Here is a 19,795-nt window from a genome sequence, read left to right on the forward strand (position 1 = left end):
CGTCAGGTCTTGCGGCCGGTCGCCGCGGCGGTGCGGGCCAGCGTCGCGCGCCACTCGTCGGCGTAGTCGCTGTCCTCATAGCCGGCGAAATAGGGACCGCCGCGGGTGAAGTGCGCCAGGCGGGCGCCGGGGCTGTAGTCGTACTCGCCCACCAGCCAGTTCCATTCCAACGGCAGGGCGCCGATCTCGGCCTCATCGGCGAGCCAGCGGAACTGGTGCAGGTCGAGGCCGGAGGCAGTCTGCACATAGCTGGGCGTTAGCGCGCGGCAACGGGCGTTGTTGAGCAGCATGACGCTTGACCAGTTCTTCTTGGCGTAGCGGGTCTGCACGCGGTCGAGGAACTTCACCTCGTCTCGGGGCGCATAGTCGTGCTGGCAGACCATCACCGCGAACTGCTCGTCGGCCAGGGCGAACAGCTCGGCCACGTCGCCGCGCATGAGCATGTCGCAGTCCATGAACAGCGACCACCCGGCGTACCCGGCGAGATAGGGCGTCAGGAACCTGGAGAAGGAGAATTCCGTCGACTGAACGCCCACCGGCGCGCGGTCGAACACCGGCTTCAGGCTGGCCAGGTTGAGCGGCGTGAAGCGGACGGGCCGCGAGCTGTGCTCCACGATGCTCTGGCACAGCACGTGGTAGGCCACGACCTCGTGGCTGTCGTAGCCGATGCAGATATCGAGGACGGGCGGCGGGGACACGTCAGGTTCAGGGCGCGGGGCGTCCGCGGTCACGTCATCCAAGTCCCATGGCTCCGGCTAGGCGGGGGCAATAAGACAGGTTCGCGATGGACGGTCAAAGGCTGTCCAGAGCTGCCGCCGCCTGGGCGACGACCTGGGCCCAGGCGCCGGGCTCGGCCTGGCGGATAAGGCGGACGGACCCGTACCACGGCATGGTCTCGCCACTCGCGGTGTAGCGCCAGTTCGCGCGGTGCGGCAGCAGGGCGAACGTGGTCTGCCCCAGCGCGCCGGCCAGGTGGACAAGGGAGGTCTGCACCGAAACCACGGCGTCGAGATTGGCCACGAGGCCGGCCAGGTCCTCGAAATCGTCGATCTCGGCGCGCGGAAACAGACGGATCGGGTTGGCGCGGCCGGCGTTCGCGGCGGCGACCTCCTGGCCCACATCGCCGTACTGCAGGTTGACGAACTCGCAATCGCCTCGGTCGAGCACCGGCGCCAATTGATCGAGGGTCAGGGAGCGGCTGTGCTGGCCCGTGCCCGCCGTGCCGCCGCGCCAGGATATTCCCACGCGCAGGCGGGTGCGGCGCGGGCCCAGCCGTTCGGCCCAGCGGGCGCGCACCTCGGGCCGGGGCCGCAGATAGGCCGCGCCCGGAAAATCCGCGGCCTCGCGCCGGAACGCGCCGCCCAGGCTGCCCATGGCGATCGCGATGTCCGCGTCGACGCTGCCGCCGCTGGGGTCCGTCACCGTGACATTGTCGAAGGACGCGCTCAGCAGGCGCACCAAGCGCGGTTCGGTGACGCAGACGACGCTGGCGGCGATCCTGGCGAGGTCTGGGATCATGCTGGAGAACATCAGCTCGTCGCCGACGCCCTGCTCGCCGATCACGAGGACCCGGCGGCCGGCGAGGTCCGCCGGCGTGACGCGGGTGGCCAGCAGCGGAGCCATGCCCGCCGGGACCACGCCACGGCAGCCCGCGACGAAGACCTCCGAGCGCCAGCGGTCCTCATAGTCATCCCAGCCGGCCGCGAACGCCCGCCGATACAGCCTGAGGAGGGCCAGGCCGAAGCGCGGGAGCGGCGCGTCGGGCCGCAGGGCCAGCGCCGCCTCGAAGGCCATGGACGCCTCATCGAGGCGCCCAAGGTCGTCGAACGCCAGGGCGCGGCCGTAGTGGGCGTCGAAGGCGGTCTGCGGGCTTGCAATGGCCTTCCCGTAGGCCTCGAGCGCCGCCTCAAGCCGGTCCTGGCCTTTCAGGGCGTCGCCGCGGAGCAGCCAGGCCTCGCCCATGTGCGGCCGGGTCTTCAGCAGGTCATCGGCCAGGGCGAGCATCTCGTCGTAGCGGCCCTCCAGCCCGAGGCGGTCGCCCTGCGCCCTCAGCCGTTGGCCGTCGGTTTCGGGGCGGTCTGCGCCGAACATGCGGGCGGTCTCTCTCGCCTCAGACCGCGCAGGCGGCGACGATCTCGGCGCGCAGGTCGGGGATGCCGGCGCCGGTTTCCGAGGAGGTGGCGAGCACGCGCGGGAAGGCGGCGGGGCGCTTGGCGATGGCGGCCAGCGTCCTGGCGGTGACCTCGGCGACCTCGGCGGGCTTCAGCTTGTCGGCCTTGGTCAGCACGATCTGGTAGGAGACCGCGGCCAGGTCGAAGGCGTCGAGGGCCTCCTTGTCCACGTCCTTCAGCCCATGGCGGGCGTCGATCAGGAGGTAAGCCCGCTTCAGGTTCGGGCGGCCGCGCAGGTAGTCGCGGCCGAGGTTCTGGAACTTGCGCACGTCCTTGCGCCCGGCGCGGGCGAAGCCGTAGCCCGGCAGGTCGACCAGCCTGAGCTTCTCGTCGGCCAGGAAGAAGTTCACCTCGCGGGTGCGGCCAGGTTCATTGGAGGCGCGCGCCAGGTGCAGGCGGCCGGCCACCGCGTTGATCAGCGTCGATTTGCCCACGTTGGAGCGGCCGGCGAAGGCCACCTCCGGCAGGTCTGAGGGCGGCAGGCCGTCGATATTCACGGCCCCCATCATGAAGGTCACCTCGTGGGCGAAGAGGACGCGGGCGGCCTCCAGGTCCTCAGGGGTGAAGACCTCGGTCAACTGGGCGCCTTGCCGGTCAGCCGCGCGATGGTGCGGTCGATGGGGTTGTCCACCTTGAAGCGGCGCATCATCACGTACTGCTGCAGCGTGGTCAGCACGTTGGACCAGGTCCAGTAGATCAGGAGGCCCAGGGCGAACGGCGCCATGATGAACATGAAGAACAGCGGCATCAGCTGGAAGATGCGCTGCTGGGCCGGATCGATCCCGGTCTGCGGCGACATCGAGGTCGTCAGCCACATGGTGAAGCCATAGCAGAGCGGCAGGATGCCCAGGTGCAGGCTGGTGTCGAGCAGGGTGCCGATCAGCGGCGCGTGCGCGGGGTTCCAGGGGATCAGGCCGAACAGGTTCCAAATGGTGGTCGGATCGCGGGCCGACAGGTCCCGGAACCACAGGAAGGGTGCGTGGCGCATCTCGATGGAGATGTTGAGCACCTTGTAGAGCGAATAGAACACCGGGATCTGCAGCGCGATCGGCAGGCAGCCGGCCAGCGGATTGACCTTCTCCCGCTGGTAGAGCGCCATGATCTCCTGCTGCTGCTTGGCCGGGTCGTCCTTATAGCGCTTGCGCAGGTCCTCCATCATCGGCTGGACCTTCTTCATCTTGGTCATCGACTCGTACTGCTTGTTGGCGATCGGGAAGAAGGCCAGCCGCACGCAGACGGTGAGCAGCAGGATGGCGACACCGAAGGTGCCGACGTGCTGGTAGATGAAGGTCAGGAACAGGAAGATCGGCCGGGTCAGGAACCAGAACATCCCCCAGTCGATGGCGTCGTCGAAGTGGGCGATGCCGAGGCTCTGCTCATAGCCGCGCAGGATCGGCACGCTCTTGGCGCCGGCGAAGACGTGCTGGATCGCGGTGACCTGGCGGCCGGGCGCGATGGTGCGGGCGGCGCCGGTGTAGTTGGCCTCGTAGACGTCGAGCTTGCCGGCCTTGGCGTCGCGGTAGACCGCGTGCACCGCCTCGCCGGCGCTGGGGATCAGGGCGGCCAGCCAGTACCTGTCGGTGATGCCGGTCCAGGCGGCCGAGGAGTTGAACTCCTGCGGCGGCGCGCCGTCCTTGGCGAGGTCCTTGTAGGTGAAGGCCCGCACGCGCCCGTCGAGGAAGCCGATGGAGCCCTGGTGGACGACGCTGGACTTGCCGGGGTCAGGCGGCACGCCCTGGCGCTGCACCGAGCCGTAGGGGGCAAGCGTCACCGCGCCCGCGCCGGTGTTGGCCACCGTGTCGGTGAGGGTGAACATGAAGTGGTCGTCCACCTCGACCTTGCGGGTGAAGGTCAGGCCGGCGCCGTTCGCGTAGGTCAGCACGATGGGTTGGCCGGGGGCGAGCGTCGAGCCCTGCGCCAGGGTCCATTGGGTGAGCGGCCCCGGCAGGCCCGGCACGTTCTGGCCCACCCAGCCGAAATCGACGAACCACGGGAAGGGCGCGCCTTCGGGGCGCAGCATCTCCACCGGCGGCGAGCCTTTCTCGACCGTCTGGGCGTACTGGGTGAGGAAGAGGTCGTCGAGGCGGCCGCCGCGGAGCGAGATCGAGCCCTTCAGCGCCGGCGTCGCCACCGGGACCCGCGGGCTCGCGGCCAGGGCCGCGGCGCGGGTGACGGCGACCGGGGCGTTCAGCCCGGGCGCGCCGGACAGGGTCTGCGCGGCCGCGGCGGGCGGGTGGGCCCTCAGCTGTGCGGCGCGCCGCTTCTGCGCCGGGTCGAGCACGAACATCTGATAGACGATGAACAGCACGAGCGCGCAGACCATGAAGATGATCGTGTTGCGGCTGGAGTCGTCATTCATGGAGCGGGCGCGGTCCGTTTGGAGGAGGGGGCCCTTACGTCGCAGGGCGGTCGCGATCGGCGGCGAGCCTTATCAGCGCGCTTTTCATATCGTCAAGCAAACGCGCCCAGGGGCGGGACGTCACACCGCCGCGGGCGACGAAAACATAGTCGAAACCTGGGGACGCCAAGCCCGGAAGCAAGAGGCGCGCGGCTTCGCGCAGGCGCCGCTTGGCGCGGTTGCGCTCCACGGCCCCGCCGATCCGCTTGGTGGCGGTGAAGCCGGCTCGGACCAGGGGCAGGGCGTCCCGTACGGACTCGGGCCGCGCGCGCGCCTGCACCAGCACCACGCCGCGGGCGCAGTGAGGGCCTTTGGCGCAAGCCAGGAAATCCGGGCGCTTCTTGAGGCGTTCAATTTTGAAGAAGGCGTCGGACACACCGACACCATACCGCAGCCGGCTATTAAGCGCTCAGGCGCTTGCGGCCCTTGGCGCGGCGGCGGGCCAGAACCTTCTGGCCGTTCTTCGTCGACATGCGCAGGCGGAAGCCGTGGCGGCGGGCGCGAACGAGACGCGACGGTTGAAAGGTCCGCTTCACGGGGAGGCTCCGGGGTCGAAAATCGAGCGGCGGTGGATAGTGGAAGGCGGAGGTGGTGTCAACCACGCGGCGCCGTCCCTCAGGGCGTGGTGTGCAGGTTCGTGACCACGCCGGAGCGCGAAACCTGGACATAGGCCATGCCGCCGGCGCCATTCGGGCCGTAGACCACCCAGCCTCCGGGGATCTGTTTCGCCGCGAACCCGGCGCAGGTGATGGCGGACGAGGCGGCGTGAAGGGCGGGGCAGCCGATGCGCATGGCGCTGGGCGCATCCACCACGACGATGGTCGAGCCGGCCGCGAACATGGTGAGGATCGCCAGGGCCGCCGGATCTTGAGAACGCATCGCGGTCACTCCTCTTGCCCTTGAATCTGGAGGCCGATGCGGCCCGGAGGTCAACCGGCGCCGCGCGGCTAGAGGTCCGGGCGCACCACCGTCTTGCCGATCACCTTGCGGTTGGCCAGGGAATCGAAAGCCGCGCGCCAGTCGCTGAGCGCATATTCGGCGTCGACGCGCGGGCGCACCTTGCCCTCGTCGGCCAGTTTCCAGATCGCCGAATGGTTCTCGCGGCCTTTTTCGGGGAACTGCCGCCCGTATTCGCCGGCGCGCACGCCGATGACGCTGAAGCCCTTGATGAGGGCGATATTGACCGGCAGCACCGGCAGGCGGCCAGAGGTGAAGCCGATAGAGAGGATTCGGCCGCCGAAGGCGATGCAGCGCAGGCTCTCGTCGAAAACGTCGCCGCCGACCGGATCGTAGATCACGTCCGCGCCGCGGCCGCCGGTGATCTCCTTCACCCGCTCGCGGAAGCCCGCGGTGACGTTGACCGTGGCGTCCGGGGCGTATTCGTCGGAGATCACCGCCAGCTTGTGGTCGGAGGCCGAGGCGGCGATGACCTTGGCGCCCATGATCTGGGCCAGGTCGACAGCGGCCAGGCCCACGCCGCCGGCCGCGCCGTGCGCCAGCACCCACTCGCCGGCCTGCAGGCGCGCGCAGCGTTCGAAGGCGACGTAGGCCGTGAGGTAGGCCACCGCATAGCCCGCCGCCTGGCTGAAGCTCAGGGTCTCGGGCTTGCGGCGCAGGCCCGAGGCCGGCAGCACGGCGTACTCGGCCATCCCGCCGCGCCCGCCGCCGCAGACCGGATCGTCCGGCGCGAAGTCGGTGACGCCCTCGCCCACCGCCTCGACCTCGCCGGCCAGCTCCATGCCGGGGACGAAGGGGACGGGCGGCTTGTGCTGGTGCTCGCCCCGCGTCTGCATCAGGTCGGGGAAGTTCACCGCCGCGGCGCGGACGCGGATCAGCACCTCGCCTGGCCCAGGCGCGGGGGTCGGGATCTCCTTCACCACGCAGCCGGCGTAGTCCGGGGCGAGCTGTTCGACGACGAGGGCGCGCATGGGGCTCCTTAAGCGATGCGCCCTTCGAAGCCCTCGCGCACCAGGCCCGCCACCTCGCGGCAGGCGATGTCGGCGCCCGGCACCGCGCCGGTGAAGGCGGTGAAGCCGTGCGCCAGGGCGTCGTAGCAGCGGTAGATGACCGGCGCCCCCGCCTCCTTCAGCCGCCGCGCATAGGCCTCGCCCTGGTCGAGCAGGGGGTCGAAGCCGGCTGTGACGATCACGGCGGGCGCGAGACCCGAGAGGTCCTCGGCGCGGATCGGCGATAAGCGCGGATCGGCCGGGCTGTCCGCGGGACCCATGTAGTGGCCCATGAACCATTCCATCATCGCCCGCGTCAGCGGAAAGGCCTCGGCGTAGGTGGTCATGGACGCGCTGTCGCAGGCCACCTCGACGCAAGGGTAGATCAGGAGCTGCAGGGCCGGCTGCGGCTCGCCCAGGCGCTTGAGCTCCTGGCAGATCACCGCGGCGAAGTTGCCGCCCATGGAATCGCCGCCGATCGCCGCCTGGGCCAGGGGCGCGCCGAACCGCTCGGCGTTGTCGCGGCCCCAGCGGTAGGCGGCCAGGACGTCCTCAAGCCCGGCCGGGAAGCGGTGCTCGGGCGCCAGGCGATAGTCCACCGACAGCACCGGCCCGCGGGTGGTCTTGGCCAGGATCGAGCAGAAGGCGTGGCAGGTGTCGAGGTCGCCGATCACGCCCCCGCCGAAGTGGGCGAAGACCATCAGGGGGGCCTCGGCGTCCTGCACCGGCGGGCGGTAGAGGCGGGCGGGGATCGCGCCGTCAGGGCCCGGGATCGCCAGGGCCTCGATGTGGACGTCCGGCTCTGGGTCGCCGGTCATCATGGCCAGGGCCGCGGTGTTGGCGCGCCGGGCGGCGTCCGGCGACAGGGTGGTCATCGGCGGGCCATGGCGCGCCTGGGCGGCCAGGTACTGCAGCCGCGGGTCCAGGGTGCGGCCGCCCTGGTAGATCACGCCGCCGCCCGCCATCAGCCGCAGCATCGGGGTCGGCAAGCTGAGCAGCTTGCGGAACACCATGCGCTGGGTGGCGGGGGTCGGCATGGGCTAGCCCGAGGCCTTGGGCAGGCCCTTCAGCCCGCCCAGGATCATGGTGACAGCGAACTCGGTGGCGCCGGCGGTGTCCACCGGGCGGCGCTCCAACATCTTGTCGCCGACGTCGCGGGCGATGGCGATGCAGGCGGCAGCCATGTAGTCCGGATCGGCGAAGGGCCCTTTGCGCTCGGCGATGTCCTCGGCCAGCGCGTCGCGAATCTCGGCGAACACCGCCGCCATCTCCGGAGTCTCGCCGCGCACGTGCGGCTGCGGCTCGCCGGCCGGGCGGCCGGAGACCCAGTTGTGGTGCTCGTCGGCGATGAAGTTGAAATAGGCGCTGATCGCGCGGTGGACGAAGTCCTCGAAGGAATAGCCCTTGCCGCGCAGGCTCTTCAGGATCGGGGCGAAGCGCTTGGCGCCGTCGTCGGCGAGGGCGGCGAACACCTCCTCCTTGGACCGGTAGTAGTTGTAGAAGGTGCCGGCCGCGAGGCCCGTGCGGCGGATGATGTCGCGCACGGTGGCCGTCTCATAGCCCAGCTCGCCGAACACCTCGCGCGCGGCGTCGAGGATCGCCTGGCGGTTGGCGACCTTGGTCTGCTCACGCTTGCCGGGATTGAGAAAGGCGACCTGGGACATAACGCTCTTCGGACAGACTCAAAAAGTGACGGGTGTCACTGTAGGGTTCCCGGCGTTTAAATCAAACCTGCGTCACTTCCTTACCCATCAAGCGGGAAAGGAAATCAGACCGTCCGCTGCGCGCGGTCCTTCTCGTTGGCCGAGCGGATGGAGTCGCGGGCGGCCGCCCACTCGGCGTCGCCCCACTCGGCCAGGCGCGAGAAGCCGCCGCCGCGCAGGTGCGAGCCGCCGTCGATGGCGATGGTCTGGCCGTTCACATAGGCCGAGCCGGGATCGAGCAGGTAGACCGCGAGATTGCCGAGTTCGCGCATCTCGCCGTTGCGGTTGAGCGGGATCGTCGGGTCGGCGCCGTCGTGGCCGCGGCCGTCGCTGCCGGGGGTCAGGCGCGCGTTCATGCCCTCGGTCGGGAAGGGTCCGGGCGCGATGGCGTTGAAGCGGATGCCCCGGTTGCCCCACTCCACGGCCAGCGACTGGGTCATGACGTTCAGCCCCGCCTTGGACATCGCCGAGGGCACGGTGAACGGCCCGCCGTTCCAGACCCAGGTGGTCAGGATCGAGACCACCGAGGCGTGCTGGCCAGTCTCCAGCCAACGCTTGCCGCACTCCAGCGTCACGAAGAACGAGCCGCGGAAGACGATGTTGGCGATGGCGTCGAAGCCGCGGGGCGAGAGGTCCTCGGTGCGGCTGATGAAGTTGCCGGCGGCGTTGTTGACCAGGCCGGTCAGCGCCCCGCCGTCGGCCCAGATGGTCTCGATCATCTCGCCGATCGCCTCGGGCACGCGGATGTCGCAGGCCAGGCCCACGCATTTTCCACCGTGGGCGTCAGTGAGGTCCTTGGCGGCCGCCTCGACCACCCCGCCACGCCGGCCGCAGATATAGACCTCCGCGCCGAGCATCAGGCAGGCCTCGGCCATCACCTTGCCCAGGCCCGTGCCGCCGCCGGTGATCAGGATGCGCTGACCCTTCATCAGGCCGGGGCGGAACATCAGGTCGTCCATGGAAAGTTCGGCCATCTAAGGGCTCCTGCGGCGGTGTGACGCGGTCAGCCAAGACCCCTGACGCGGGGTCGGTCAAGCCGGCCGGTCCGGCGCTTGCAACCGGGAGGGCCAGTCACCCAGTGGGAGTAGTTCAGTGTTTCGGATTGGTACGAAGATCGGCGGCGCCCTGGCCGCGGCGGCGCTCGGCGCGGCGATGGGCCTGGCAGGCGCGGCGCAGGCCGGGGACCTGACCCTGGTCAGCGACAGCATGAACACCAACTACACTGCCCAGATCACCGGGCCGGCCTCGCCGTTCACCGGCGGCGGCCTCGACGTCTATGAGGGTCCGATCACCTTCCAGGTCACCCAGGGCGGCAAGCCCGCGACTATCACCGCCTTCTGCGTCGACCTGTTCGACGACATCGGCCTGGGCGGGCTGAACCTGAACTACGAGACCTCGCCGCTGGGCACCACCCGCGACACCGACGGCCAGCACCTGGGGACCACGCTCTCCGGCGGGACGCTCACCGAGATCGACAAGCTGCTCACCCTGGCCTCGAGCCTCGAGACCAACATGAACGGCAATGCGGCGGACCTGGCGGCGATCCAAGGCGCCATCTGGGAGGTGGAGAATCCCGGCTACACCGTCGCCTCGCACAACGGCGGCATCGACGCGCTCACCGCCCAGTTCGTGGCGGAGGCGGCGATCACCAACCCGGGCGCGGCGGGCTATCTGCCCATCGGCGGCATGGAGACGATCATCTCCAAGGGCAGCGACAACCAGGCCTTCGCCTTCGCGGTCCCGGGCGGCGTCCCGGAGCCGGCGACCTGGACGATCATGATCATGGGCTTCGGCGCGATGGGGGCGGCGTTACGTAGACGCCGTGCGACGGCCGCCTTTGCCTGAGGGCGGCGGACGCAGCGCGCCAAGCGGCGGCGCCCTTCGGGGCGCCGTTTGCTTTTCGGGGCTAGGCTTTGGCCCGCTCGATCATCGCCATGGCGGCGGCGGGCGCGCGGACTTTGCCCTCGTGGATGACGAAGGCGTAGACGTCGCGGGGCTTCACCGGCGCGGGATGGGCGGCGTCGGCCATGGCCAGGTCGCTGGGCGCCCCGCCCGCGGCGTAGGCCTTCAGCCGCTCGACCCAGGCGTCGAGGTCCTTGGGCTTGTAGGCGGTGGGCTCGTCGTCGCTGCCGGTCTGCAGGCGGGCGTAGACCAGGTCGCCGGTGACGTCGGCGATCATCGGATAGGTGAAGTGGTCGGCCAGGCAGACGGTGGCGCCGTGCTTGCGGGCGAGCGCGATGAAGGCCGGGTCGCAGAAGCTCGCGTGGCGCACCTCCAGCACATGGGCCAGCGGCAAGCCGTCCTGCTTGTCCGGCAGCAGCTTGAGGAAGCCCTCGAAGTCGGCCGCGTCGAATTTCTTGGTCGGCGCGAACTGCCAGAGGATTGGGCCCAGGCGGTCGCCGAGCTCGGAGAGGCCCTGGTTCAGGAACTTCGCAACGCTCTCGCCGCCCTCGGCCAGGAGCTTGCGGTTGGTGCAGAACCGGGACGCCTTGACTGCGAACTTGAAGCCTTCCGGCGTGGCTTCGCGCCATTTGGCCCAGCTGTCGGGCTTGAAGCTGGAATAGTAGGTGCCGTTGATCTCGATGGCGGTGAGCTTGGAGGCGGCGTAGCCGAGCTCGTCAGCCTGGCGCAGGCCCTCCGGATAAAAGACCCCGCGCCACGGCTCGAAGGTCCAGCCGCCGATACCGAAGCGGAGTTTGCCGGACATGGTCATGAGGTCCTCCCGCGCGAGGGGCGCACCCTAACGGGGTGGGTGGTTGTTCTCAAGATGTTCCGTCGGCGAGGTCAGTTCCGCGCCACCAGCCAGCGGCGAAGCGCCACGAACCCCCAGATCGCCTCGACGAGGCCGAACGGCCAGGCGCCCTGCAGGAACCCGTAGGCCGACCCCAGCCAGCAGGCGACGGCGAAGCCCGCGATCCACCCGGGACCGCGGCGCTCCATCGCGTAGCAGACCAGCATCGCCGTGACGGCGAAGAGGCCGAAGGCGGTCAGCGCGCTCATGACGCCGCCGCGGTTATTTCCGTTCGGCCGCGGTCTTGTCGCGGGCGGCCTTGAACTCCGAGCCGGCTTTCCAGGTCGGCCACTCGCGGGAGTTCGCCAGGTCCGTGCCGAGGTCGTAGAGGATCGACAGGTCCTGGGCCATGCCGGTCAGGTCCCAGTTCGGATCCCATTCGTCGGCGGGCTGGTGGTACTTGTCGCGGGTGTAGGCCTCGGCGGCGGCCTTGCCGGCGGCGGTCCCGCCCTTCACCAGGTCCTGGCCGGAGTGGAAGCTGATCGCCGGCACGCCCTGCTTGGCGAAGGAGAAATGGTCGGAGCGGAAGAAGCCGCCGGCCTCGGGCCGGGCGTCGGGGGTGAAGTAGCGGCCGTGCTGCTTGGCGACCTTGATCAGGTCGTCCTGCAGGGTGAGGCCGCCGTCGCCGGAGACGCTGACGTCCTTGGCAGGGCCGTTCACCGCCGCGCCGTCGGTGTTGATGTTGGCGACCGTGGTGGCCAGCGGATAGAGCGGGGTGGTGGCGTAGTACTCAGAGCCCAGCAGGCCTTTTTCCTCCGCCGTCACCGCCATGAACTGGACGGTGCGGTCGGTGCGCGGCGACTTGGCGAAGGCCCGGGCCAACTCGATCAGGCTGGAGACGCCGGAGGCGTTGTCGACGGCGCCGTTGTAGATCCGGTCGCCGCGCGCGTCGGGCAGGCCCACGCCCAGGTGGTCCCAGTGGGCGGTGTAGATGATCCGCTCGTTCGGGTGCTTGGTCCCCGGCAGCACGCCCACGACGTTGTGCGAAATGACGTGCTTGGCCTCGACGTCGAAGGCGGTGGAGAAGGTCACGCCCTTCAGGGTCACCGGGCGGAAGTCGCGGGTCTGGGCCTGCTTCTTCAGAGCCTCGAAGTCGAGGCCCGCCTTCTTGAAGAGGTCGATGGTTTGGTCGCGCTGGACCCAGGCCTCGATGGGCGCATGCGCCTTGGACGGGTCCTTGCGGATGATGTCGAAGACCGCGTTGGTGTTGGAGTTCTTGACGGTGTTCCAGCCATAGCTGGCCGGGCCGGTCTCGTGGATGACGATGAAGCCCAGCGCGCCCTGCCGCGCGGCCTCTTCGTACTTGTAGGTCCAGCGGCCGTAGTAGGTCATGGCCTTGCCGCCGAAGTCGCAAGGCGTTTTGCATTCGGGGGCCGTCTCGTAGTCCGGGTCGTTGACCAGGACGAGGGCCAGCTTGCCGTGCAGGTCGACGCCCTTGAAGTCGTCCCAGTTGCGCTCCGGCGCCTTGACGCCGTAGCCCACGAAGACGACCGGAGCGTCCTTGATGTCGATGTGGCTGACGCCGGTCTCCGGGGCGCGGATGGCGATCTGCTCGCCCTGCTTCCAGCTCTCCGTGGCGCCGGCGGTCTTCACGGTGAAGGCGACGGGGCCCTTGATGTCGAACTCGGCCAGCGGCACAGCCTGGGTCCAGGCTCGGCCGGACCCGGTCTTGTCGCCGCCGGGCTGCAGGCCCACGGCCTTGAACTGCTGGGTGATGTAGGCGACCGACTTGACCTCGCCCGGCGTCGCAGGTCCGCGGCCCTCGAAGGCGTCGGAGGCCAGCACCTTGATGTGCTCGGACAGCAGCTTGGGGTCGAACTTCGAATCGCTGGGCGAGGCGGCCCATGTCACCGAGGTAAGGGCGACAGTGGCAAGGGCGCAAACGGCGGCGGCGCCCAGGAGAAGCTTTTTCATCGATCTCTCGGTTCAGGGGAAAGCTGGCCGCGACCCTAGCCGTGCAGGGACGATCCCGCCAGCACCCCTCGCAGCTAGGGCTTCCGGCGCCCGGCGATGAAGGCGTCGATGCCGTCCAGCACCCGCTGCAGGCCGAATTCGAAGTTCCGCTCGTGGTCCGGCGGGGGCATGGCGCCCGACTTATAGGCCTCGCCGATCCGCACCATGGTCGGGTAGCGGTCGGGGTCCATCAGCCCGGCCAGCAGCGGCGTCGACTGCGACCACCACTGCTCGTCGGTGATGCCGCTCTCGCGCTCCACCTCGCGGGCGTCGAGGGCCGCGCGGATGGCGCCGCGCACATAGTCGGCCACCAGCGAGGTGATCTGATCCATCTCGGTCTCGGTCAGGCCCAGGCCGTCGATGGCGCGCAGGGTCGCCTCGGCCTTGGCCAGCACATTGGGGCCGAGGGGCGGGCGGTGCATCCCCACGTGGGTCAGCCAGGGATGGCGCTGCGACATGGCCCAGCGCTGGCGCGAGAGATGGGTGATCTGGGCGCGCCAGTCGCCGTCGGCGGGATCCGGCTCGGCGATCTCGCCGGCCACGTGGTCGAGCATCAGGTCCATCAGCTCGGCCTTGGACGGCACATAGGTGTAGAGCGACATGGGCGAGAGTTGCAGCACCTCGGCCACCCGCCGCATGGAAAGCGCGGCCAGGCCCTCGGCGTCGGCGAGCGCGACGGCGGCCTGCACGACGGCCTCCACGGAGTGCCGCGGCTTCGGCCCCCGCTTGCCGGTGACGGGGCGGCCGTCGGGCGTGCGGCTGTCCACGCCCCACAGCAGCGCAATGCTGCGCGCCTGGTCGCCGCCGCCTGAAAACTCTGCCGCCATGCGACCAAACTACACGGCGAATAACACTTTACAACATACGGAGTTTAGCTCAGAGAAGCGCCCGCGAGACGCTCGGCAAGAAGCGTTCGCGGCTGGGGCGGATTCGGGGTCGGAATTTCCTCTGGGCGTCGCCATCACTGGGCTTGTGTGTTCATGTCGCTAGACGTCCGTTTCGCGCCGCTGCATCCAAGGGCAGGACGGGCGGCGACTAGGGGCAGCAGCCGCTCCGTCCGCGCTTCCGCGCCCTCGCCACGGTCCCAGACATCGTCTTCCATGCGTTACGCCGCACCCGCCCTACTGGCCTGTCTGGCGCTCGGCGCCTGCGCGCACGTGCGCCCGGCCGACAAGAGCCTGCCGCCCGCCTTCGAGACCGTCGAGGTCAATGGGGCCAGCCGCGCGCCGGCCGGATCCATCGACCTCGACCGCTGGTGGCTGGCGTTCAACGACCCGGAGCTGACCGGCCTGATCGAACAGGCGCTGGCGCACAATCCAGACGCCAGGACCGCGGCGGCCAAGCTGACCGAGGCCCGCGCCGACCGCACCGAGGACCTGGTGCAGTTCGCGCCGCAGGGCGACATCACCGCCTCGGCGACGCGCACCAAGGACATCCAGCTGGCCGGCACGGTCTTCGACTTCCCCGGCTTCTCGACCAGCGGCGTGACCCAGGCGAACGCGGCCAATTTCAACGTCAGCTGGGAACTGGACATCTTCAAGTTCCTGGCCGCGCGCAACGCGGTCGGCGGCGACCTGGCCGCGGCGCGCTTCGACTACGAGGGCACCCGCGCGACGTTGGCGGCCAATGTGGCCGACGCCTACTTCCAGGCCCGGGGTCTGGCGATCCAGCTCGAGGACGCCCGGGAGAGCGCGCGGATCGAGCGCAATCTCTACGATTCGGCGACCAAGCGGGCGCAGGCGGGCCTGGCGGCCACCTCCGACGCCGACCGCGTGGCCGGCGACCTCGCCCAGGCCGACGCCCAGGCCGCGGGGCTGGAGGCCGAGCTGCAGGCCCAGCGCCGCACCATCCTGATCCTGGCCGGGCGCACCATCGAGCCGACCGCCAACCTGGCCGTCGACGCCAGCATCGGCGCCCTGCCGCCGGTGCCGGAGAGCCTGCCCAGCGAGCTCCTGAAGCGTCGCCCCGACGTGCGCGAGGCGGCCGCGCGGATCACCTCGGCCTACGGCCAGGGCCAGATCGACGCGCTCTCGCTGCTGCCCACCTTCAGCTACAAGCCGGGCCTCGGCTGGGCGCAGCAGACGCAGCCCGGCTTCTCCGTGACGATCCAGAGCATCGTCAGCGGCCTCGCGGTGACCCAGCCGGTGCTGTCCATCCCCAAGCTGCTGGCCGAACTGCGGGCGCAGAACGCCCGCACCGAGCAGGCGGTCGACGCCTACGAGAAGACCCTTCAGACCGCCTTCACCGATTCCGAGGGCGCGCTGGTGCGGCTCGACGCCGACCGCAAGCGCGTGGCCCTGCTGACCGATGGCGAGGCGCGCGCCGAGCGCGGCTACAAGGCCACCAAGCTCGGCTATGACCGGGGGCTCAACGACCTGCAGACGGCGCTGAGCGCCGAGCAGTCGTGGCGCAGCACCCGCTCGCAATTGACCGCCGCCCAGGTGCAGGCCGCCCGGCGCACGGTCCAGGTCTACAAAGCGCTCGGCGGCGGCTGGCCCGCAGAGCGCTTTCCCTCCGACAAGCAGGCCCGCTGAGACGTGACCCGCATGAGACGCTTTCTTCCTGTCCTGCCGCTGATGGCGGCGCTGGTTCTGGCCGGCTGCCATAAGCCCGCGCCCAAGTCGACCGAGGCGCAGAACGCCCGCGCGGTGCGCGTGGTGACGCTGGCCAGCGTGCCGATCACCGGGGCCCTGGCCGCCTCCGGGGACCTCGTCCCGCGCGAGGAGGCCGCCGTCCTGCCGGAGGTCACCGGCTACCGCGTCTCCAAGGTGCTGGTCGACGTGGGCGACACGGTGAAACAGGGCCAGACCCTGGTCACCCTCGACCCCGCCCTGATCCAGGCCCAGCTCGCCCAGGCCGAGGCGGTGGCCGCCCAGGCGCAGGTGCAGGCCCAGCAGGCCACGGACCAGGCCGACCGGGTGAAGGACCTCGACAACGCCGGGGTGCTCTCCCAGGAGCAGATCGACCAGCGGCGCTTCCAGGCCAAGGCCGCCCTGGCGACGGCGGCGGCCCAGGCCGCGGCGCTGAAGGACCTGCGCACCCGCATCGGCAAGCTGTCGGTGACCGCTCCGGTCGCGGGCCTGGTGCTGGAACGCACCGTCAGGCCCGGCGACATGTCGGCGGCGGCGGGAACCACGCCCTGGTTCCGGCTGGCCCGCGACAGCGAGGTCGAGCTCGCCGCCCAGCTCTCCGAGGACGACCTGGCCAAGATCCGCCCCGGCCAGCACGCCACGGTCACCCTGCCGAGCGGCGTGACCGTGCAGGGCGTCGTGCGCCTGGTCAGCCCGCAGATCGACAACACCAGCAAACTGGGCGTGGTGCGCGTGCACCTGCCGGTCAGCCGCGACATCCGCGCCGGCGGCTATGGCCGGGCGGTGTTCAACGAGGTGTCCGGCAACGCCCTGGCCGCGCCGGAAACGGCGGTGCGCTATGACGCCGACGGCGCCAGCGTGATGGTGGTGGGGCCCGACAACAGGGTGAAGCACTATCCGGTGCAGACCGGCCAGCGGGGCGGCGGCTATGTGCAGCTGGTCAAGGGCCCGCCGGCCGGATCGCGCATCGTCCAGAACGCCGCGGCCTTCCTGCTCGACGGGGACCTGGTGAAGACCGCCGACGCCAACGCGCCCGTGGGCGCGCCGGCCCCGGCGGCGCTGCGGACCGCCGGCAAATGAGCGAGCAGCAGGGCCGCCATTTCGCGATCTCCGCCTGGGCGATCCGCAACCCGGTTCCGGTCGCGGTGCTGTTCCTCGGCCTGATCATGGCCGGGCTGATTTCCTACATGGGCCTGCCCATCAAGCAGTACCCCAACATCGAGCTGCCGGTGATCGCGGTCACCGTGACCCAGAACGGCGCCGACCCGGGCGAGATGGAGACCCAGATCACCCGTCCCGTCGAGGACGCGGTGGCCGGCGTCAGCGGTATCAAGAACCTGCAGTCGGTGGTCACCGACGGCGTCTCCACGACCTCAATGGAATTCGAGATCGGCGAGGACCTGCAGAAGAAGACCGACGAGATCCGCACCAAGATCGCCTCGGCGCGCGCCATCCTGCCGCGCGACATCGACGAGCCGATCGTCCAGCGCATCGAGATCGACTCCGCCGCGCCGATCCTGACCTACGCGGTCTCCGCGCCGAACATGAGCGACGACGAGGTCTCGTGGTTCATCGACGACACGGTCTCGCGCACCCTGCAGGCCGCCAACGGCGTCTCGCAGATCAACCGCGTCGGCGGGGTGGCGCGCGAGATCAATGTGATCATCGACCCCGACCGCCTGGCGGCCCGCGGCCTGACGGGCACCCAGGTCAGCAACGCCCTGCGCGGCTTCGTCACCGACTCGCCCGGCGGGCGGGTGAACATCGGCGGCCGCGAGCAGACGCTCAGGGTCTATTCCAACCCGGCCTCGATCAACCAGATCCGCGGCATGACCATCCCCACGGGGAACGGCCGGTTCGTGACGCTGTCGGATGTGGCCGACGTGGGCGACGGCGCCTCCGAGGTGCGCGGCTTCGCGCGCCTGAACGGCCAGCCGGTGGTGGGCTTCCAGGTCTCCAAGACCAAGGAGGCCTCCGACGTCGCCACCGAGGACGCGGTTGAAAAGGCCATCGCCCAGCTGGAGAAGAAGAACCCCGGCGTGAAGGTCACCAAGATCTTCTCCTCGGTGACCAACACCCGCGACGGCTTCCACGCCACCCAGCACGTCCTGACCGAGGGCATGCTTCTGGCCGCCCTGGTGGTGCTGTTCTTCCTGCGCGACTGGCGCGCCACGGCGATCACCGCGGTGGCCATGCCGATCTCGCTGATCCCGACCTTCTTCGTGATGAAGCTCCTGGGCTTCTCGCTCAACATGGTGACGCTGCTGGCGCTCACCCTGGTGATCGGCATCCTGGTCGATGACGCCATCGTCGAGATCGAGAACATCGAGAAACGCGTGGCCCGGGGCCTGCGTCCCTACCAGGCCGCCATGGAAGGCGCCGACGCCATCGGCCTGGCTGTCGTGGCGACCACCATGTCCATCGTGGTGGTGTTCACCCCGGTCAGCTTCATGCCGGGCATCCCCGGCCAGTTCTTCAAGGAATTCGGCCTCACCGTCTCGGTGGCCGTGCTGTTCTCGCTGGCCGTGGCGCGTCTCGTGACGCCGCTGATGGCGGCCTACATGCTGAAGCCCACGGTCAAGGCGCACGAGCGCAAGCCCTTCAAGGGGGCTTACCGCAATGTCCTGGAGTGGGCGCTGGCCCACCGGATCATCGCCGCCTTCATGGGCTTCGTGCTGTTCGTGCTGTCGCTGATGCTGTTCCCGCTGCTGCCGCAGGGCTTCCAGCCGACCGGCGACCCGGACTTCCTCTATGTCGACATCCAGGGCCCGCCCGGCGCGGCGGTCAGCGACATGGAAGACATCGCCCAACGGATCAACCAGCTGTTCATCAAGCAGCCGGAAGTCACCGGCGTCTTCATCCAGGTCGGCTCCAACGCCAGCGCCGCCTTCGGCCCCAGCTCCGGCTCCGGTGGCGGCGGCGACCTGCGCAACGGCACGGCGACCATCCTGCTGCGCACCGACCACCGGGCGAGCGGCGAGACGATCAAGAACCGCCTGCGCGACCAATTGCGGGCCATCCCCGACGCGCGCCTGACCTTCCTCGACTTCCAGGGCAACGCCGGCTTCCAGCAGATCCTCACCGGCGACAATCCGGAGAACCTGACCCGTGCGGCCCGCGAGCTCGAGGTCGAGATGCGCAAGCTGCCGGAGCTCGCCGACCCGCACCCGTCGAAGCCGCCCGAGGCGCCGCAGATCGTGATCAAGCCCCGCAGCGAGGAGGCGGCGCGGCTGGGCGTCTCGTCCGACACCATCGCCACGCTGGTGCGCGTGGCCACCGTCGGCGACATCGACGCCAATGTGGCGAAGTTCAACGAGGGCGAGCGGCGGATCCCGATCCGCGTGCGCCTGCCCAGCGACGCGCGCGCCAACGTCGAGCGCATCGCCAACCTGCGCGTGCCGACGGGCAGCGGCGGCACGACCACGCTGTCCAGCATCGCCGACATCGACTTCCAGGCGGGTCCGGCGCGCATCGACCGGCTGAACCGCGAACGCCAGCTGACCGTGCTGGCCGAGCTGAACGGCGTGGAGATGGGCCAGGCGCAGAAGGCGGTGAACAACCTGCCGATCATGAAGCATCTGCCGGCCGGCGTGCGGCCCGCCGCCATCGGCAACCAGCAGGCCATGGCGGAGCTGTTCGGCGGCTTCCTCACCGCCTTCGCCGCGGCGGTGTTCCTGATGTACGCGGTGCTCGTGCTGCTGTTCAGGAGCTTCTTCAAGCCGGTGATCATCCTGACCGCGCTGCCGCTATCGTTCGGCGGCGCGTTCTTCGGCCTCCTGCTCTTCGACCTGTCGCTGTCGATCCCCTCGCTGATCGGCTTCCTGATGCTGATGGGCTTGGCGGCGAAGAACTCGATCCTGCTGGTCGAGTACGCCATCGAGCGCGAGCGCGAGGGCATGAGCCAGCACGACGCGATCATCGAAGCCTGCCGCGAACGGGCGCGGCCGATCATCATGACCACGGTGGCCATGGCGGCCGGCATGCTGCCGACGGCGTTCGCGCTGGAGAAGGGCTCCGAGTTCCGCCAGCCGATGGCCGTCGCGGTGATCGGCGGCCTGATCACCTCGACCATGCTGTCGCTGGTGCTGGTGCCGGTGGTCTACCGCTTCGTGGACGACTTCGAGCAGTGGCTGCGGCCCAGGCTCGCCCAGCTGGTGACACCGCGCCACGCGCCGCTGCAGCCCGCCCCCGAGGACCGCCTCTAGCGGTGCAGGCTTCCGCCGACGGGCCTAGCCGACGGTC

General features: G+C 69.9%; 19 protein-coding genes. 4 read left to right on the forward strand and 15 right to left on the reverse strand.

From position 1 onward, the window contains the following. Positions 1-2 precede the first annotated feature (2 nt). From E8A49_RS13910 to E8A49_RS13960, 11 genes are all read right to left on the reverse strand, one after another. Positions 3-698, reverse strand: coding sequence for a hypothetical protein (locus E8A49_RS13910; RefSeq protein ID WP_293382232.1), 696 nt, complete (start codon positions 696-698; stop codon positions 3-5). Positions 699-792: 94 nt separating this feature from the next. Beyond that, a complete protein-coding gene (locus tag E8A49_RS13915; RefSeq protein ID WP_293382235.1) occupies positions 793-2,091 on the reverse strand; it encodes a hypothetical protein in 1,299 nt (432 codons plus the stop codon). A 19-nt stretch (positions 2,092-2,110) separates the two neighbouring features. Then, entirely contained in the window at positions 2,111-2,680 is a 570-nt protein-coding gene (gene yihA / locus E8A49_RS13920; RefSeq protein WP_293382641.1) for a ribosome biogenesis GTP-binding protein YihA/YsxC, read from the reverse strand. A gap of 65 nt (positions 2,681-2,745) precedes the next feature. Next, a complete protein-coding gene (gene yidC, locus E8A49_RS13925; RefSeq protein ID WP_293382238.1) occupies positions 2,746-4,530 on the reverse strand; it encodes a membrane protein insertase YidC in 1,785 nt (594 codons plus the stop codon). Positions 4,531-4,564: 34 nt separating this feature from the next. Then, positions 4,565-4,945, reverse strand: a complete 381-nt coding sequence (rnpA, locus tag E8A49_RS13930; RefSeq protein ID WP_293382241.1) for a ribonuclease P protein component — start codon at positions 4,943-4,945, stop codon at positions 4,565-4,567. 25 nt (positions 4,946-4,970) lie between these two features. Next, a complete protein-coding gene (gene rpmH / locus E8A49_RS13935) occupies positions 4,971-5,105 on the reverse strand; it encodes a 50S ribosomal protein L34 (protein ID WP_111457208.1) in 135 nt (44 codons plus the stop codon). Positions 5,106-5,184: 79 nt separating this feature from the next. Then, a complete protein-coding gene (locus E8A49_RS13940) occupies positions 5,185-5,448 on the reverse strand; it encodes a hypothetical protein (protein ID WP_293382244.1) in 264 nt (87 codons plus the stop codon). Positions 5,449-5,516: 68 nt separating this feature from the next. Then, complete coding sequence (locus E8A49_RS13945) at positions 5,517-6,497, reverse strand: NADPH:quinone oxidoreductase family protein (RefSeq protein WP_293382247.1); 981 nt, start codon at positions 6,495-6,497, stop codon at positions 5,517-5,519. A gap of 8 nt (positions 6,498-6,505) precedes the next feature. Continuing rightward, a complete protein-coding gene (locus E8A49_RS13950) occupies positions 6,506-7,552 on the reverse strand; it encodes an alpha/beta hydrolase (RefSeq protein WP_293382250.1) in 1,047 nt (348 codons plus the stop codon). Between the two features lie 3 nt (positions 7,553-7,555). Beyond that, on the reverse strand, positions 7,556-8,179 hold the full coding sequence (locus E8A49_RS13955; RefSeq protein WP_293382253.1) for a TetR/AcrR family transcriptional regulator: 624 nt from the start codon (positions 8,177-8,179) through the stop codon (positions 7,556-7,558). A 104-nt stretch (positions 8,180-8,283) separates the two neighbouring features. After that, positions 8,284-9,192 (reverse strand): SDR family oxidoreductase, encoded by a 909-nt coding sequence (locus E8A49_RS13960; RefSeq protein ID WP_293382256.1) that lies wholly within the window; start codon positions 9,190-9,192, stop codon positions 8,284-8,286. Between the two features lie 118 nt (positions 9,193-9,310). On the opposite strand from E8A49_RS13960, the gene E8A49_RS13965 reads away from it, so the two are divergent. Beyond that, positions 9,311-10,063: a PEPxxWA-CTERM sorting domain-containing protein gene (locus tag E8A49_RS13965; RefSeq protein WP_293382259.1), complete on the forward strand. Its 753-nt coding sequence runs from the start codon at positions 9,311-9,313 to the stop codon at positions 10,061-10,063. A 61-nt stretch (positions 10,064-10,124) separates the two neighbouring features. On the opposite strand, the gene E8A49_RS13970 is transcribed toward E8A49_RS13965, so the two are convergent. The 4 genes from E8A49_RS13970 to E8A49_RS13985 form a co-directional block, all read right to left on the reverse strand. After that, on the reverse strand, positions 10,125-10,925 hold the full coding sequence (locus tag E8A49_RS13970) for a DUF72 domain-containing protein (RefSeq protein ID WP_293382262.1): 801 nt from the start codon (positions 10,923-10,925) through the stop codon (positions 10,125-10,127). 77 nt (positions 10,926-11,002) lie between these two features. Continuing rightward, positions 11,003-11,218 carry a hypothetical protein gene (locus E8A49_RS13975; protein WP_293382265.1) on the reverse strand — a complete coding sequence of 72 codons (216 nt, stop codon included), beginning with the start codon at positions 11,216-11,218 and terminating at the stop codon, positions 11,003-11,005. 13 nt (positions 11,219-11,231) lie between these two features. After that, on the reverse strand, positions 11,232-12,923 hold the full coding sequence (locus tag E8A49_RS13980; RefSeq protein ID WP_293382268.1) for a M28 family metallopeptidase: 1,692 nt from the start codon (positions 12,921-12,923) through the stop codon (positions 11,232-11,234). A gap of 74 nt (positions 12,924-12,997) precedes the next feature. Further along, a complete protein-coding gene (locus tag E8A49_RS13985) occupies positions 12,998-13,789 on the reverse strand; it encodes a TetR/AcrR family transcriptional regulator C-terminal domain-containing protein (RefSeq protein ID WP_293382271.1) in 792 nt (263 codons plus the stop codon). Positions 13,790-14,062: 273 nt separating this feature from the next. Between E8A49_RS13985 and E8A49_RS13990 the strand changes: the two genes are divergently transcribed. The 3 genes from E8A49_RS13990 to E8A49_RS14000 are packed head-to-tail and all read left to right on the forward strand — an operon-like array spanning position 14,063 to position 19,758. After that, positions 14,063-15,496, forward strand: coding sequence for an efflux transporter outer membrane subunit (locus tag E8A49_RS13990; RefSeq protein WP_293382274.1), 1,434 nt, complete (start codon positions 14,063-14,065; stop codon positions 15,494-15,496). Between the two features lie 12 nt (positions 15,497-15,508). Beyond that, the gene (locus E8A49_RS13995; protein ID WP_293382277.1) at positions 15,509-16,633 is read left to right on the forward strand and encodes an efflux RND transporter periplasmic adaptor subunit; all 1,125 of its coding nucleotides are present in this window, start codon (positions 15,509-15,511) and stop codon (positions 16,631-16,633) included. Further along, positions 16,630-19,758 carry an efflux RND transporter permease subunit gene (locus E8A49_RS14000; protein ID WP_293382280.1) on the forward strand — a complete coding sequence of 1,043 codons (3,129 nt, stop codon included), beginning with the start codon at positions 16,630-16,632 and terminating at the stop codon, positions 19,756-19,758. The genes E8A49_RS13995 and E8A49_RS14000 overlap by 4 nt, the downstream gene beginning before the upstream one ends. Positions 19,759-19,795: the final 37 nt, after the last annotated feature.

Origin of the sequence: Phenylobacterium sp. (assembly GCF_004799515.1) — a bacterium.
Lineage (GTDB): Bacteria > Pseudomonadota > Alphaproteobacteria > Caulobacterales > Caulobacteraceae > Phenylobacterium.

Coding starts and splice junctions, on each gene's coding strand:
- E8A49_RS13915 (WP_293382235.1), bottom strand. CDS start 2,091: ATGTTCGGCGCAGACCGCCCCGAAACCGACGGCCAACGGCTGAGGGCG.
- yihA (WP_293382641.1), bottom strand. CDS start 2,680: ATGATGGGGGCCGTGAATATCGACGGCCTGCCGCCCTCAGACCTGCCG.
- yidC (WP_293382238.1), bottom strand. CDS start 4,530: ATGAATGACGACTCCAGCCGCAACACGATCATCTTCATGGTCTGCGCG.
- E8A49_RS13940 (WP_293382244.1), bottom strand. CDS start 5,448: ATGCGTTCTCAAGATCCGGCGGCCCTGGCGATCCTCACCATGTTCGCG.
- E8A49_RS13945 (WP_293382247.1), bottom strand. CDS start 6,497: ATGCGCGCCCTCGTCGTCGAACAGCTCGCCCCGGACTACGCCGGCTGC.
- E8A49_RS13950 (WP_293382250.1), bottom strand. CDS start 7,552: ATGCCGACCCCCGCCACCCAGCGCATGGTGTTCCGCAAGCTGCTCAGC.
- E8A49_RS13955 (WP_293382253.1), bottom strand. CDS start 8,179: ATGTCCCAGGTCGCCTTTCTCAATCCCGGCAAGCGTGAGCAGACCAAG.
- E8A49_RS13960 (WP_293382256.1), bottom strand. CDS start 9,192: ATGGCCGAACTTTCCATGGACGACCTGATGTTCCGCCCCGGCCTGATG.
- E8A49_RS13970 (WP_293382262.1), bottom strand. CDS start 10,925: ATGTCCGGCAAACTCCGCTTCGGTATCGGCGGCTGGACCTTCGAGCCG.
- E8A49_RS13975 (WP_293382265.1), bottom strand. CDS start 11,218: ATGAGCGCGCTGACCGCCTTCGGCCTCTTCGCCGTCACGGCGATGCTG.
- E8A49_RS13980 (WP_293382268.1), bottom strand. CDS start 12,923: ATGAAAAAGCTTCTCCTGGGCGCCGCCGCCGTTTGCGCCCTTGCCACT.
- E8A49_RS13985 (WP_293382271.1), bottom strand. CDS start 13,789: ATGGCGGCAGAGTTTTCAGGCGGCGGCGACCAGGCGCGCAGCATTGCG.
- E8A49_RS13990 (WP_293382274.1), top strand. CDS start 14,063: ATGCGTTACGCCGCACCCGCCCTACTGGCCTGTCTGGCGCTCGGCGCC.
- E8A49_RS13995 (WP_293382277.1), top strand. CDS start 15,509: ATGAGACGCTTTCTTCCTGTCCTGCCGCTGATGGCGGCGCTGGTTCTG.
- E8A49_RS14000 (WP_293382280.1), top strand. CDS start 16,630: ATGAGCGAGCAGCAGGGCCGCCATTTCGCGATCTCCGCCTGGGCGATC.